At 67.8% G+C, this 14,698-nt stretch carries 11 protein-coding genes; 6 read left to right on the forward strand and 5 right to left on the reverse strand.

The window, feature by feature from the left end; genetic code table 11:
- Window positions 1–43: 43 nt before the first annotated feature.
- Window positions 44–2,449 carry an ATP-binding cassette domain-containing protein gene (locus tag H0264_RS14955; protein WP_181584518.1) on the forward strand — a complete coding sequence of 802 codons (2,406 nt, stop codon included), beginning with the start codon at window positions 44–46 and terminating at the stop codon, window positions 2,447–2,449.
- Between the two features lie 145 nt (window positions 2,450–2,594).
- Window positions 2,595–3,635, forward strand: coding sequence for an alpha/beta hydrolase (locus H0264_RS14960; protein WP_181584519.1), 1,041 nt, complete (start codon window positions 2,595–2,597; stop codon window positions 3,633–3,635).
- A gap of 87 nt (window positions 3,636–3,722) precedes the next feature.
- On the opposite strand, the gene H0264_RS14965 is transcribed toward H0264_RS14960, so the two are convergent.
- Together H0264_RS14965 and H0264_RS14970 are read right to left on the reverse strand one after the other, a co-directional pair.
- Window positions 3,723–5,351: a flavin-containing monooxygenase gene (locus H0264_RS14965; protein WP_231086813.1), complete on the reverse strand. Its 1,629-nt coding sequence runs from the start codon at window positions 5,349–5,351 to the stop codon at window positions 3,723–3,725.
- A gap of 84 nt (window positions 5,352–5,435) precedes the next feature.
- Complete coding sequence (locus H0264_RS14970; RefSeq protein WP_181584520.1) at window positions 5,436–5,819, reverse strand: ArsR/SmtB family transcription factor; 384 nt, start codon at window positions 5,817–5,819, stop codon at window positions 5,436–5,438.
- 94 nt (window positions 5,820–5,913) lie between these two features.
- Here H0264_RS14970 and H0264_RS14975 point away from each other — a divergent pair, with 94 nt between their 5' ends.
- Complete coding sequence (locus H0264_RS14975; protein ID WP_181584521.1) at window positions 5,914–6,717, forward strand: hypothetical protein; 804 nt, start codon at window positions 5,914–5,916, stop codon at window positions 6,715–6,717.
- A gap of 269 nt (window positions 6,718–6,986) precedes the next feature.
- On the opposite strand, the gene H0264_RS14980 is transcribed toward H0264_RS14975, so the two are convergent.
- On the reverse strand, window positions 6,987–8,732 hold the full coding sequence (locus tag H0264_RS14980) for a TerD family protein (RefSeq protein WP_181584522.1): 1,746 nt from the start codon (window positions 8,730–8,732) through the stop codon (window positions 6,987–6,989).
- Between the two features lie 139 nt (window positions 8,733–8,871).
- On the opposite strand from H0264_RS14980, the gene H0264_RS14985 reads away from it, so the two are divergent.
- Window positions 8,872–9,420 (forward strand): hypothetical protein, encoded by a 549-nt coding sequence (locus H0264_RS14985; RefSeq protein ID WP_181584523.1) that lies wholly within the window; start codon window positions 8,872–8,874, stop codon window positions 9,418–9,420.
- 35 nt (window positions 9,421–9,455) lie between these two features.
- On the opposite strand, the gene pabB is transcribed toward H0264_RS14985, so the two are convergent.
- A complete protein-coding gene (pabB, locus tag H0264_RS14990; RefSeq protein ID WP_181584524.1) occupies window positions 9,456–11,585 on the reverse strand; it encodes an aminodeoxychorismate synthase in 2,130 nt (709 codons plus the stop codon).
- A 124-nt stretch (window positions 11,586–11,709) separates the two neighbouring features.
- On the opposite strand from pabB, the gene H0264_RS14995 reads away from it, so the two are divergent.
- Together H0264_RS14995 and H0264_RS15000 are read left to right on the forward strand one after the other, a co-directional pair.
- On the forward strand, window positions 11,710–12,765 hold the full coding sequence (locus H0264_RS14995; RefSeq protein ID WP_181584525.1) for a phosphotransferase family protein: 1,056 nt from the start codon (window positions 11,710–11,712) through the stop codon (window positions 12,763–12,765).
- Window positions 12,766–12,839: 74 nt separating this feature from the next.
- Window positions 12,840–13,418, forward strand: coding sequence for a DinB family protein (locus H0264_RS15000; protein ID WP_181584526.1), 579 nt, complete (start codon window positions 12,840–12,842; stop codon window positions 13,416–13,418).
- A 2-nt stretch (window positions 13,419–13,420) separates the two neighbouring features.
- On the opposite strand, the gene H0264_RS15005 is transcribed toward H0264_RS15000, so the two are convergent.
- Entirely contained in the window at window positions 13,421–14,611 is a 1,191-nt protein-coding gene (locus H0264_RS15005; RefSeq protein WP_181584527.1) for a serine hydrolase domain-containing protein, read from the reverse strand.
- Window positions 14,612–14,698 lie beyond the last annotated feature (87 nt).

Raw genomic sequence — 14,698 nt, forward strand, 5'->3', positions numbered from 1 at the left:
GTCGACCGAGACCACGCAGCCGGCCCCCGCGTAAGGAGACCCGATGACCACGGCCACGAGAAACGGCGCGAAGAAGAAAACCGCGGCAGCCACCGCCCTCGCTCCCGCCGACAGCCACGATCTGATCCGTGTGCTCGGCGCGCGCGTGAACAATCTCAAGGACGTCAGCATCGAGATTCCGAAACGCCGGCTCACGGTGTTCACCGGCGTCTCCGGGTCGGGCAAGAGCTCGCTGGTGTTCAGCACCATCGCCGCGGAATCGCAGCGGCTCATCAACGAGACCTACAGCTCCTTCGTGCAGGGCTTCATGCCGACGCTGGCCCGGCCCGAAGTGGACGTGCTGGACGGGCTGACCACCGCCATCATCGTCGATCAGCAGCGCATGGGCTCGGACCCGCGTTCCACCGTCGGCACCGCCACCGACGCCAATGCCATGCTGCGGATTCTGTTCAGCCGCCTCGGTAAGCCGCATATCGGTTCGCCGCAGGCGTTTTCGTTCAATGTCGCCTCCATCAGCGGTGCGGGCGCGGTGAGCATCGAACGCGCGGGCAAGACGGTGAAGGAGCGCCGCAGCTTCAGCATCACCGGCGGCATGTGCCCGCGCTGTGAGGGCCGCGGCGCGGTCAACGACATCGACCTGACCCAGATCTACGACGAGAACAAGTCGCTCAACGAGGGCGCGCTCACCGTCCCCGGCTACAGCATGGACGGCTGGTACGGCCGGATCTTCAGCGGCAGCGGCTTTTTCGACATGGACAAGCCGATCAAGAAGTTCACCAAGAAGCAGCTGAACGATCTGCTCTACAAAGAACCGACCAAGATCAAGGTCGATGGCATCAACCTCACCTACGAGGGCATCATCACCAAGCTGCGCAAGACGACGCTGGCCAAGGACGTCGACTCGCTGCAGTCGCATGTGCGCGCCTTCGTGGAGCGCGCGGTGACCTTCCAGACCTGCCCCGACTGCGCGGGCACCCGGCTCAGCGAACTGGCCCGGTCCTCGAAGATCAAGAAGATCAGCATCGCCGACGCCTGCGCCATGCAGATCAGCGATCTGGCCGAATGGGTGCGGGAGCTGAAGGAGCCGTCGGTCGCGCCGCTGCTCGACGCGCTCGGCCAGACCCTCGACTCGTTCGTCGAGATCGGACTCGGCTACCTCTCGCTGGACCGCGCCTCGGGCACGCTGTCGGGCGGTGAAGCCCAGCGCGTCAAGATGATCCGGCATCTGGGGTCCTCGCTCACCGATGTCACCTACGTGTTCGACGAGCCCACCGCCGGACTGCATCCGCACGACATCCAGCGCATGAACAAGCTGCTGCTGCAATTGCGGGACAAGGGAAATACGGTGCTGGTGGTCGAGCACAAGCCGGAGACCATCGTGATCGCTGACCACATCGTGGATCTCGGTCCGGGCGCGGGTTCGGGCGGCGGCACCATCTGCTTCGAGGGCGACGTCGACGGACTGCGCAAGAGCAAGACCGTCACCGGACGCCATTTCGACGATCGCGCCCAGCTCAAGGACGCGGTGCGGAAAGCCAAGGGCGCGTTGCAGATCCGCAAGGCCAACACGCACAATCTGCAGAACGTGAACGTCGACGTCCCGCTCGGCGTGCTCTGCGTGATCACCGGTGTCGCGGGCTCCGGCAAGAGCTCGCTCATCCACGGCTCCATTCCCGCCGCGGAAGGCGTCGTGTCCGTGGACCAGACGCCGATCAAGGGCTCGCGGCGCAGCAATCCGGCCACCTACACCGGGCTGCTGGAACCCATCCGCAAGGCCTTCGCCAAGGCCAATGGCGTGAAACCCGCACTGTTCAGCGCGAATTCGGAGGGCGCCTGCCCGAACTGCAACGGCGCGGGCGTGATCTACACCGACCTGGGCATCATGGCCGGCATGGAGATCACCTGCGAGGTGTGCGAGGGCAAGCGGTTCGACGCCTCGGTGCTCGAATACCACCTGGGCGGCAAGGACATCAGCGAAGTGCTGACCATGTCGGTGGCCGAGGCCGAGGAATTCTTCGCCGCCGGCGAGGCGCACATTCCGGCCGCGCACGCCATCCTGGAGCGGCTCGCCGATGTCGGGCTCGGCTACCTGACCATCGGGCAGCCGCTCACCACGCTGTCCGGCGGTGAACGGCAGCGGCTCAAGCTGGCCACCCACATGGCCGACAAGGGCGGGGTCTATGTCCTCGACGAGCCCACCACCGGGCTGCACCTGGCCGATGTCGAGAACCTGCTCGGGCTGCTCGACCGGCTGGTGGAATCCGGCAAGTCGGTCATCGTCATCGAGCATCACCAGGCGGTCATGGCGCACGCCGACTGGATCATCGACCTCGGCCCGGGCGCCGGCCACGACGGCGGCAAGATCGTCTTCGAGGGCACGCCCGCCGACCTCGTCGCCGACCGCTCGACCCTGACCGCACAGCATCTGGCCGAATACGTGGGAGCCTGACCGCCGGGTCGGTGGACCGCAATTTCCGGCGGCCCACCGGCCCATCTCAGGTGACCATCAGGTTCGCGACAGCAAACCCTCAGCGCACTGGACGAGTGTGGTTTCTCGGATCTTTCCGATTGAAACTATTGAGGAGACGGCTCGCGTGCGTGTATCGAAGACCTGGGGCAGTGCAGTGCTGGCATTGACGGCAACCGTCCTGCTACCGGTCGCGGCGGGCACGGCCTCCGCCACCCCGGTCCCCACCGTCCAGGCCGCCGGCACCTCCGCCGACGGCTCCTACATCGCCTCCACGACCTCCACCGGAGACCGCACGCTGAAGTTGCAGGTCTATTCGGCCGCCATGCGGAAGAACATCGAGATCGATGTGCAGCTGGCCGCCGACACCTCCGCACCGCGCCCGGTGCTGTACCTGCTCAATGGCGCCGGCGGCGGCGAGGACTCGGCCACCTGGCAGAAGCAGACCGATGTGCTGTCCTTCCTGAAGGACAAGGACGTCAATGTCGTGCAGCCCGTGGGCGGACAGTTCAGCTACTACACCGACTGGCGCGCACCGGACCCCAAACTGGGCGTGAACATGTGGAAGACCTTCCTCACCGAGGAACTGCCGCCGCTCATCGACAAGGCGCTGAACACCAACGGGCTCAATGCCATCGCGGGCCTGTCCATGGCGGGCACCTCGGTGCTGCAGCTGCCCATCGCCGCGCCCGGCCTCTACAAGTCGGTGGCCGCCTACAGCGGCTGCGCGCAGATCAGCGATCCGATCGGCTACAACTTCGTCAATACCGTGGTCGCGGCCGGCGGCGGCAATTCCGAGAACATGTATGGCCCGCAGGGCGATCCGATGTGGGCGGCCAACGACCCCTACGTGCACGCCGAGGGGCTGCGCGGGGTGAATCTGTACATCTCCAGCGGTTCCGGTCTGCCCGGCCGCTGGGACACCCTCGACGGGCCGCACACCCTGCCCGGGCCGGGCGGCTATGCCAACCAGGTGCTGCTCGGCGGCGGCATCGAGGCGGCCACCAACTACTGCACCCGCAATATGCAGGCCAAACTGAACCAGCTGGGCATTCCCGCCACCTTCGACTTCCAGCCGACGGGCACCCACTCGTGGGGCTACTGGCAGGATGACCTGGAGAAGTCGTGGCCGGTGCTCGCCGAGGGACTCGGCCTGCCCGCCAATTGATCTCACCTGCGCGTCCGAGGAAGCGCGCAGGCGGGGGAACGGCTCGCCGCCATGACGGGCGGCGAGCCGCTTCGATTCCGTATCGCGCTACTTCGTGAGCTCGAAGTTCGGGTAGCCGTTGTCGCGCTCCTCGTCACAGAAGCGGCGGTAGTTTCCGAAACCGCCGATGTAGGGCATGAATACGCGCTTCTTGCCCTCGACATTCGCGCCCATGTACCAGGAGTTGGCCTTCACGAACAGGGTGCCCTCGGCGACCTCCAGCAGGTGATCGGTCCACTTCACGGCCGCCTCGTCGCGCGCCTCCACCCGCGAAATGCCCTGCGCGCGGCAGTGTTCGACCAGATCCAGCACCCAGTCCAGCTGCTGCTCGGAATGCAGCACCATATTCGCCATCACCGACGGCGTGCCGACGCTGTTGATGCTGAACATGTTCGGGAAACCGGGGATGCCGAAGCCCAGATAGGTGAGCGGACCATCGGCCCAGGTGTCGCGCAGCCGGGTGGCCTGCGAACCCTGGATGTCGATGCGCAGCAGCGCGCCGGTCATGGCGTCGAAACCCGTTGCGTAGACCAGGGTGTCGAGCTCGATGAACTTCTCGGCGGTGCGCACGCCGGTGGGCGTGACCTCCTCGATGGGCTCACGGCGCAGGTTCACCAGCGAGACGTTCGGGCGGTTGAACATCTCGTAGTAGCCGGAGTCGGTGCAGATGCGCTTGGTGCCGATCGGGTGATCGGTGGGAATGAGATCATCGGCCACCGCCTGGTTCTCGACCTTGGCGCGAATCTTGGCCACCGCGAAATCGCGCACCAGCTCATTGGCTCGCAGATCGCTGTTCTGGTCCGGGAAGACCTTGTTGAACAGCACACCACCGCCGTTCCAGCGGTCCTCCATGGCGGCCTCGCGCTCCTGCGCGCTCAGCTCCAGGGCCTTGGTCTGCAGGCTCGGATGCGGGGTCGCGGCGGGCGCGTAGTAGGACTTCTCGCGGCGCTGCGGGTAGGTGGCGCGGATCTGCTCCTGCTCCTCGACGGTCCACGGCCGGTTCGGCATGGGCACGCTGAAATTGGGGGAACGCTGGAACACGGTCAGCTCCAAGGCTTCCCGCGCGATGATCGGCGAGACCTGGATGCCGGAGGAGCCGGTGCCGATCACGCCGACCCGCTTGCCGGTCAGATCCGCGCCCTCCTCGGGCCAGCGGGCGGTGAAAAGCTCTTCGCCCGCAAAGGTTTCCACGCCCGGGATATTCGGCTTGATCGGCGCGGACAGGCAGCCGGTGGCGAAAACCACGAAGCGGGAGGTGAATTCCTCGCCCTGCTCGGTGCGCAGCGTCCACAGCGCGGTGCCGTCGTCGAAACGGGCCTGGGTGACGGTCGCATGGAAGCGGTAGCGCTGCTTGAGCGCGAAGCGATCCGCCACATGGTTGAGGTAGGACAGGATTTCCGGCTGCGCGGCGAAACGCTCGGTCCAGGTCCAGCTCTGCTGCAGATCCTCGTCGAAGGAGTAGGAGTAGTCGACGCTCTCCACATCGCAGCGCGCACCCGGATAGCGGTTCCAGAACCAGGTGCCGCCCACGTCCGCACCGGCCTCCAGACCGAGCACGTTCAGCCCGGCCCGCGCCGCCTGATGGACGCCGTAGAGTCCGGCGAATCCGGCGCCGATGATGATCACATCGAAGGGACTGTCCTGCCCCGCGGTGGGATGCATGCGTGACCTCGCCATTCGTCTAGAGACTATTTCGAATAGGCATATCGTCGGCGCGCATGCGGCCGCCCGCGAGCGCTGGTCCCACTGACCAGGAGCGTGTTATTCGTGCGCGGGTTCGCCGGTCACCACGTGATCGGCGTGATTGAGGCCCTCGCGCACCAGGCGCGACAGATGCCCGTCGCGAATGCGGTAGATGATGCGGCGGCCCTCGCGGCGCGTATCCACCAGACCGGTGAAGCGGAGTTTCGCCAGATGCTGGCTGACCGCCGTGCGGGACGCACCGCAAGCCTCGGTGAGCGCGGTGACATCGGCCTCGCCCTGGGCGAGAATCCAGAGAATGTGCAGGCGGGTCGGATCGGCCAGCATGCGGAAGGTCGCCGTCGCGGCATCGAGGCGAGCCTGATCGGGATCGGCGGGGTGCGTGAGGCTGGGTGGTGCGAGTGCGGGGGAGTGCACCGCCTCGGCAGTGCGCTTGCGCTCCATGACTCACCTTTCCCGCGGGTCCGTAGCCAACAGTGTAGCGATCACGGCGAATCCGGCAGCGAGGAATACCCGCCCGCCGCCTATGATCACCCGCATGGGGAGGAACTCCACGGTCTGCCTGATGATCGCCGCCGCCGCCATGGCCATTGCCGGATGCGACAGCGTCGCTGGCGTACCGGACGCGACCTCGTCGTCACCGGCCACGCAGACCGCGCACACCAGCACCGCACCCGGTCCCGCGACCACCACTGCGCCGCCCGCCGAAGACACTGCCGCGCAAGGACTTCCGCTGTGCGCGCTCGGGCCGGCCGCGCCGCCCCCGGACTGCACCCTGGAATCGCACGACGACACCGGCATCACCTTCGACGTGAAGCGGACCGGCAGCGGCAATGCCGTCACCGTCACCATCGACGTCCACGACGCGAACCACGAACTGACACAGACGATCACCGAGCCGGACACACAGTCCATGGCCGAGAATCCCAAACTGCGCGATATCGACGGCGACGGACGCGACGAACTCATGGTGCCGTTGCAGAGCGCGGCCAACAATCTCGCCTACGCCGTCTACCACTCCTACGACGGGGTCGAATTCGTGCGGGCCGGTGAGGTGAGCGGACTCGGAATCGAGTCCACCGCAGACGGTTACACCGCCATCTCCGCCAAGAACGGCACCCAGGGATGGGATATCGGCTTCTGGACCTTCGCCTCCGGCAAGCTGATTCCCCTCGTCACCGCGCAGGTGAGCTACGTGTACGACAGCAGTCAGAAGATCGTCGACTACGAGTGCACCGTGGTGGACGACGGCGGGCTGTACCTGACCGGGCTCGGCTCGCAGGCCGCGGCGCGGGAGAAGTTCTGCGCCGAGACGGTCGTCACCCGGGTCATGCATCGCTGACGACCCCGGATCACTCCTTCGGCGGATCCCGGTCGCGTCGCGGATCGGCATGCCGGATGACCCTGGCGGACTTACGAATCCGGGGACGTCTCCGGGTGAACCCGGATACCCCGGCACACCCCGTCGCGCGAAGATGAGAGCAGGCCGGCTACCCGGCGCGGAATATCGCCGGCACAACCGTTCGGGGTAGCCGAACGACTCTGCCTCGCCGCCGTCGCCGAGGCACAGCGCAGCGTCGCGCAACCGTCGTTCGGCTCGACCCGATCCGCTCAGATACGCGCGCCTTTCGAGCGATTGCAGGCGCGGCACAGGATTTGCAGGTTCGCCGCGCTGGTCGCGCCGCCGCGGCTGATCGGGATGATGTGGTCGAACTCCAGGTAGTGGCTGTCGCCGCATTCCACGCATTTGCCGCCGTCGCGCTGCCAGACCTGTGCCTTCACCTCCTGCGGGATGCTGCGGGTGTCACGGCGGCCCGGGGTGAGCGCGAGCCGCTTGGCCACGCGCAGCGCGCCCTCGATGGTGGCGGCCGCCAGATCCGGATCCGCCACGTCGAAGGTGGCTCCACCGCGCGCCGAGGTGGCGGACAGCACCACCCGGCCGCCCTCCGACACCACCGAAACCACACGCCCCCACGGCATTTCGGCGCCGGTGTCGACGCCGGTGAAGCGCAGCTTCTTATTGCTGCAAATCAGCCGGCCCTCGGTGAGCTTCGGGCCGCGCGCCAGCTGCCGGATCTGGATCGCGGGCACATTCAGGTGCACCCGCTCCTCCGGATCCAGGTGCAAACCCGTCACCGGGATCACCGGCAGCTCACCCGACCGCAGCCGAGTCAGCATGCGCCCCCGCTGCATTCGCCGGCGCAGATCCTCGATCTGCGGCCCGCCCATGCCCAGCTCGGCGATGGCCGTCTCGAAGGTATCCATCTCGGCCTGCTCGATGGCCCCGTCCGCGAACGCGAACGCCACCAGCCGTTCCACATAGTCGTGGCCCACCGGCCGCAGCACGGCCTGCCCCGCCTCGCGCTCGATCCGCTGATAGCGCAGTGCGATCCACAGTCCGTCCCAGTCGTCCCCGCCCGGCCCCACCGTGCGCAGCACCCGCTCGGCCCGGCCCCGCCACGCCGCGAGATAGCCGTCGATCTCCTCGGTGCACTCCCGGCACGGCGCGGGCCGCCCGAACACCCGCCACCGCCGCGCCCGCCCGCAGCGCGGGCAGTGCCGCGCATCGGCGGCCGGTCGCGGCCTCGTGGACCCGGTCCACTCCTCCCCGTCCCACCACCGCAGCAGCCCCGGATTCTCCGGATCCGTATGCCAATTCGGCTGCTCCGGCTCCGGCGGCGCGGGCAGCGGTTCCACCTGCCGCTCCCGTTCGAGCGAGGGGCCGCGCCGTGGCGGCGTCCCGGCGTCCGCCCGTTGCGGGGCCGCGCTGTCCGAACGACGTTGCGTGGCGGCGTTATCGGTGCGGCGCGGTGCGGCGCCGTTCGTGCCGGTGGGTTGGCCGACGCCGTCGCCCGGCTCGTCCACCTGGACGCCGAATTCGGTGACGATGCCCTCCAGGCCGCTGGCCCAGCCCTGGCCGACGGCGCGGAAACGCCACTGGTCGTCGCGGCGGTAGAACTCGCCGAACATCATGGCGCGCACCGAGTCCGGGTCGGTGATCTCGAACCAGGCGACGGGGCGATTGTGGTCGAAGACGGTGAGGATGAGGCCGGGGACCTCGGCGAAGGCGGCCGTGTCGACCGAGCCGGTGAGAACGATGCGCCGCACCTCGGATTCGGTGCGGGGCAGTGAAACCGACAGGCGAGCGGTGCCCGGGGCCGGTTCCTGATCCAGGGTCACCGCCTGGGAGATGTGGCGGGGCGCGTTGAAGAAGACGAAATCCCGGTCCGAGCGCACCTGGCCGGACTCGGACAGCAATAAGGCATGCGCATCCACCTCATGATCGGATTGCCACGAAAGGACAACCGTCAGAAGCGATGTCGGAACCGGCGTATTGCCACCCTTGGTGAGTTTCATTGTGATCGAATATTGCCACGCGACTCCGACACGCTGCGTTCGCCGAGTACACGGCCGGTGACGGTGCGCTTTCCCGCGCGCGCGGCCTTCGGCCGCAACCGTGATTTGAAACCGCGCGAACCTGCGGCACAGTGGAATCATGACCAACCCCAAGGGCCGCGGCGGCACCCCCGAGCAGCCACCGCGCTCCACCCCGCAGCCGCCCCGCGGCAAGCCACCGGTGCCGCCCCGCGGCAAGCCGCAGACCCCGCGCGTCCCCACCGCCGGCGACATCCTCTCCGCCGCCCAGGCCGCCGTCGAGGCCGCTCAGAACGCCGCCGGCGCGGCCCTGGACTCCGCACAGCTCACCGCCAGCACCGCCTTCGACACCGCCGTCCGGCTCCCCCCGGCCTCGGTCCAACTCGCCGCCCAGCTCCCCGACCTCATCGAGAACCTCACCACCGCCGTCGAACGCCTCAACTCCACCATCGACCGCCTCGACCGCACCCTCGCCCTGGCCGAACCCGCCTTCGTCGCCTACGACAACATGCTCACCCGTATAGAGCAGGCCACCGCACTGGCAGACCAGGTCTTCTCCCGCCTGGACAAACTCCCGGGCGCGGGCCTGTGGGGCCGCTTCGCGGGCAAGGAGACCCCCGAACCGCCCCAGCCCGAACCGAAGACACGACGCGACCCCCGGCGGAAGTAGGGCGGTCCCGCGACAGATCTCCTGGGTCCTCCGGGTCAGGCGGACGGCAGGGGAGCGGTGGGGGCAACACCGATTCCGGGGAGGGCGCGCAGCGCGGCGGCGGCCTTCCAGACCATCTCGTGGTACTCGTCGTCCGGATCGGAGTCGAGGACGATCGCGCCGCCCGCGCCGACGCGCCAGCGTCCGTCGTGGCGGACGGCGGTGCGGATGACGATATTCAGATCGGCGGTGCCGCCGAGGCCGAGGAAGCCGATGGTGCCCGAATAGATGCCGCGCGCTTCGGTTTCCAGCTCGTCGATGATTTCCATGGTGCGGAGCTTGGGGGCGCCGGTCATGGAGCCGCCGGGGAAACAGGCTCGGAGGCAGTCGATTACGTCGAGCTCGGGGCGCAGCGTGCCGCGCACGGTCGAAACCAGTTGGTGCAGGGTCATATACGTTTCGACGGCCATGAGCTTGGGGACGTGCACGCTGCCGACCTCGCAGACGCGACCCAGGTCGTTGCGGAGCAGATCCACGATCATGAGGTTCTCGGCGCGGGTCTTGGGGCTGCGGGCCAGCTCCGCCGCCAGCCGCTCGTCCTCGACGGGTGTCTGCCCGCGCGGGGCGGTGCCCTTGATCGGCTTGCTCTCCACCGTGCGCGAGCGATCCAGCTTGAGGAAGCGCTCCGGCGACGAGCAGGCCACCTCCAGCTCTCCGAATCGCAGAAAGGCCGCATACGGCGCGGGATTACAGCGCCGCAGCGTGCGGTAGACGCTCAGCCCGTCGGTGTCAGCGGGCAGGTAGGCGCTGTCGGTAATGCAGATCTCGTACGACTCACCCGCATGCAGCTGCTCCTGACAAGCCGCCACATCGGCGAGGTAGCGCTCGCGCCCCCGCGTCAGCAGCGGGGCGACCGCACGCTCCTCGGTGCGCAGCAGTAGATCCGGCGGATTCTCCCAAGTCGGAAGGGTTTCCACGATCGCGCGCGTGGCAGTCAGCCAATCCTGCACGGCGGCAGCGGATTCCGACTCCGCCAGCGCCAGCAGATGGGTGCGTCCGGCTTCGTGATCCACCACGATCAGCCGATCCGCGAACACCCACTGCGCATCCGGCGTCGCCGCGCGATGCGCGGTGGCGGCCCCGCAATCCGCCTTCATCTCATAGCCGAGATACCCGACATAGCCACCGGCGAAATCGAATGGCACATCCGGGAACTCGATCCGCCGTCGGCGTAGCTCACCGGACAGGTAATCCAGCACCCCGCCCGGCACCGTGCGCTTCCCGGCCGCGGATTCGACGGACACCTCGCCCGACCCCACCCGGTATCGCACCACTTCGGCCAGCGGCCCCGATGCGTCACCCAGGAACGAGAACCGATCCAGTCCCGGCTCCACATGCTCACTGTCGAGCCAGAACGCCGTCTCCGAGTCGTGGTACAGCCGCAGGAAAACGGCCTCCGCGTCCACCGCCCGCTCGATGACCGTGTGCTCCACGCGGTATTCGACGGTCTGTGCCTCCCTCGCGGTCTCGCGGGAAATCGGCTGCGTGGCAGGCCCGGCGGGACGGGTGACCGTGGCGCGTTCCGGTCGGGGATGAGTGTCCCAGTGCGCTGCCGTGAGCGCGGCGAAGTTCCGCAGCAGCGCTTGCCCGTACTCGCTGGCAATGGATTCGGGGTGGAACTGCACACCCCACTGCGGCCGCGTGCGATGCCGGATCCCCATGATCACGCCATCCGGCGAGGAGGCGGTGACCTCCAGATCCTCCGGTAAAGGCGTTGCCGCGCACAGCGAGTGGTAGCGCACCGCTCGAAACCCCTGTGGCACACCGTCGAACAGTTCTCGCCCGTCGTGTGTGATCAGATCCGGATACCCGTGCCGGGCCTCGGGCGCACGCACCACCGACCCGCCTGCCGCGATCACGATGCCCTGATGCCCCAGGCAAACTCCCAGCAGCGGTAGCCGAGCGTCCGCTATGACCGCCGCGGAGATCCCGAAATCGCGGGCCACATCCGGCCGGCCGGGGCCGGGGGACACCACGATGTTGTCGAATGAAGCGAGCTCCAGCTCGTCGAGCGAGCCCACCTCGTCATTGCGCACGACCATGGGCTCGCTCCCGTTCACCTCGGCGATGAGCTGATACAGGTTGTAGGTGAACGAGTCGTAGTTGTCGATCAGCAGCGTGCGCATTTGCCACGCACATTACGCCAACCTCGCCCGGATACCGTGCTCCGACCTGCGTGAACGAGCCGCCCGTCACTTCTGCGGGCATATGCCTTCAGTTCCTCTGGTGGCCTACGGCACAATGTGAGGCATGTCTGTAGCGCAGCCGCTCGAGGTGGACCGCGAGGTCGTCGACTTCGCGATCGTCGGTAATTGGATGGATGAACAGGGCTTGACCGGTGGTGAATTCACCGATGTCGCGCCCCTCGGCGGCGGCACGCAGAACATCATGCTGCGCTTCACCCGCGGCGGCCGGGACTACGTGCTGCGCCGCGGGCCCAAGCATCTGCGCCCGGCCAGCAACAATGTCATCCGCCGTGAATCCCGCATTCTCGGCGCGCTCGACGGCACCGGCGTGCGCGCGCCGAAGGTCATCGCGGCCTGCCCGGACGAGTCGCTCATCGGCGCGTCCTTCTATCTGATGGAGCCGATCGCCGGCTTCAACCCGCAGAACGAACTGCCCGCCCTGCACGCCGGCGATCCGGAGGTGCGCCGGCAGATGGGCCTGTCCGCGGTGGAGTCCATCGCGCGGCTCGGTTCGCTCGATCACGTGGCGCTCGGCCTGGCCGACTACGGCAAGCCGGAGGGCTTCCTGGAACGCCAGGTGCCGCGCTGGCTCTCCGAACTCGAGGGCTACAGCGCCAACGAAGGTTACGGCGGTCCGGAGATCCCGGGCGTCGAGCGGGTCGGCGACTGGCTGGAGCGCAATCGTCCCGCCGAGTGGAAACCCGGCATCCTGCACGGTGATTGCCACCTCGCCAACATGATGTTCTCCTTCGACGGCCCCGAGGTGGTGGCCATGGTCGACTGGGAGATGTCCACCATCGGCGACCCGCTGCTGGATCTCGGCTGGCAGATCTGCACCAGCCCGGTGCCCGGCACCGTCGGCTCGGCGCTGGTCGGCAAGCTCGGCGAGGTCGGCGGCCTGCCCACCCCGCAGGAGATGATCGCCCACTACGGCAAGTTCTCCGACCGCGATCTGAGCCATGTCACCTGGTATACGGTGCTGGCCTGCTTCAAGCTCGGCATCGTGCTCGAGGGCACGCATGCGCGCGCGTGTGCGGGCAAGGCGCCCAAGCAGGTCGGTGACTTCCTGCACGCCATCACCCTCGAGCTGTTCCAGAAGGCGCATCAGCTCATGGAGTGAATCTGTCGCCATCTCGGCGAGTTTTGGCAGAATATTTGTGGTAGATAATATTTCGCCACGATAGGTTGACGGTCATGTCGATCGTTCCCGATGCCAAGGACTGGACCTGGGTGCTAGAGCGCACCTGCACCGAATGCGGATTCGACCCGGCGGCCACCTCCTACGAGGCGGTCCCGGGTCTGGTCCGCGACAGCGCCCAGCGTCTGACCGCCGCCCTCGGCGGCCCCAACGCCACCGTGCGCCCGAATGATTCGACCTGGTCCGCGCTGGAGTACGCCGCCCACGTGCGCGATGTCTGCCGCATCTTCGAGCATCGCCTCGACATCACGCGCAGCGCCGGCGCCCGGCCCGGTCCGGTGATCGGCGGCTACGACCCGTCGGTCGCCGTATCCGACGGCATCCCCATGTTCGCCAACTGGGATCAGGACGAGACGGCCCTGGCCGAGAACTACGGTGCGCAGAACCCTGCCGTGGTTGCCGCGGACCTGTCCGGCGTCGCCGAAACAGCCGCGCGCGCTTTCGAATCCGTGCCCGTCGCCGAGCGCGGCAAGGTGGCCCGGCGCAGCAACGGTTCACAGTTCACCGTCGACACCCTGGCCCGCTACTTCGTGCACGATCTCGTGCACCACGTCCACGACGTCGAGCACGCCTGAGCTCAGACGCAGCGGCGCAACGCATCCCGCAGATTGCGGGACCGCACATCGTCGAGCACGGCCATGCCGAGCCGGTTCATGTTGTAGCCGAAGCCCAGACCCGTCGCGGGATCCGCGAATCCGAATGAACCGCCGTACCCGGTGGTGCCGTAGGCGCGCTTGTCGGTGCCGAATCGGAAGCTGCCGCGCGACTTGCGGAAGCCGAGGTGGTAGCGGCTCGGGGTGAGCAGCACCAGATCCTCGGCGGGGACGTCGTCGGCGGTGTCGGCGGATGCCAAGCGCGCCAGCAGGTCTCGGTCGATGGGCAGCTCGCCGGTCTGCGCCGCCGCCGCGCCGTACACGCGGGCCAGCGAACGCGCGGTGCCCACGCCGCCGGCGGCCGGGCTCTCCACCGACAGGAATTCCCGTCGGCTGGCGCGCGCGGGCGGACCCGACTTCACGCTGCCCAGCGCCCGAAAGGCCAGCCCGCGTTTGGCGTACAGTTGAATTCCGATGCGCAGCGGCAGATCTCGCTCGTATCGCAGGATATCGAGGCCCTCGGTGCTCGACAGCGCGGCCACCCGGTCCAGCGAAATCGATTCGGGCATACCGATATAGAAGTCCAGCCCCAGCGGCGCGGCGAAGTCCTCGGCGAAGGCGCGCCCCAGGGTCCGATGCTCCGGATCCACTCGGCGCAGCAGCTCACCCTGATACAGCCCGGCCGTGTGCGGGTGGTATCCGTGCCGGGTTCCCGGCCGCCACAATGGTTTCTGCTCGACCAGGCGCTCGGCCAGAGCATCCAGATCGGCCAGCTCCCGCAATCGCAGCGGCCGATCCAGCGCCGCCAGCCCCGCCTGATGATCCAGCAGCTGCCGGACGGTGATCGACTCCTTGCCGTGCACCCCGAACTCGGGCCAGTACTCGGCCACCGGCGTCTCGTAATCGAGCAGCCCGCGCGATACGGCGGACGCGATCACGAACGCCGTCATGCCCTTGGTGGACGACCACACCGGAGCCATGGTGTCGCGCTCCCACGCCAGGGTGCGCTTGCGATCCCGATGCCCCGCCCACAGATCCACCACCGGTTTGTCCCCGGCGTAGACGGCGACGGCCGCGCCGATCTCCCCGTGCTGCCGGAAATTACGCCGGAAAGCATCAGCGACCGGACCGAAACCCGCATCCACCTCGCCGTGGATCGTGACGTGCGCATTCATGGTGGGCCGATCGTATACGCCGTAACACCGAGCCGTCCGAGGCCATCGAATGCCATGGCTTTGCTGCCCGCCGCATAGACGGCCGCG

Source organism: Nocardia huaxiensis (assembly GCF_013744875.1).
Lineage (GTDB): Bacteria > Actinomycetota > Actinomycetes > Mycobacteriales > Mycobacteriaceae > Nocardia > Nocardia huaxiensis.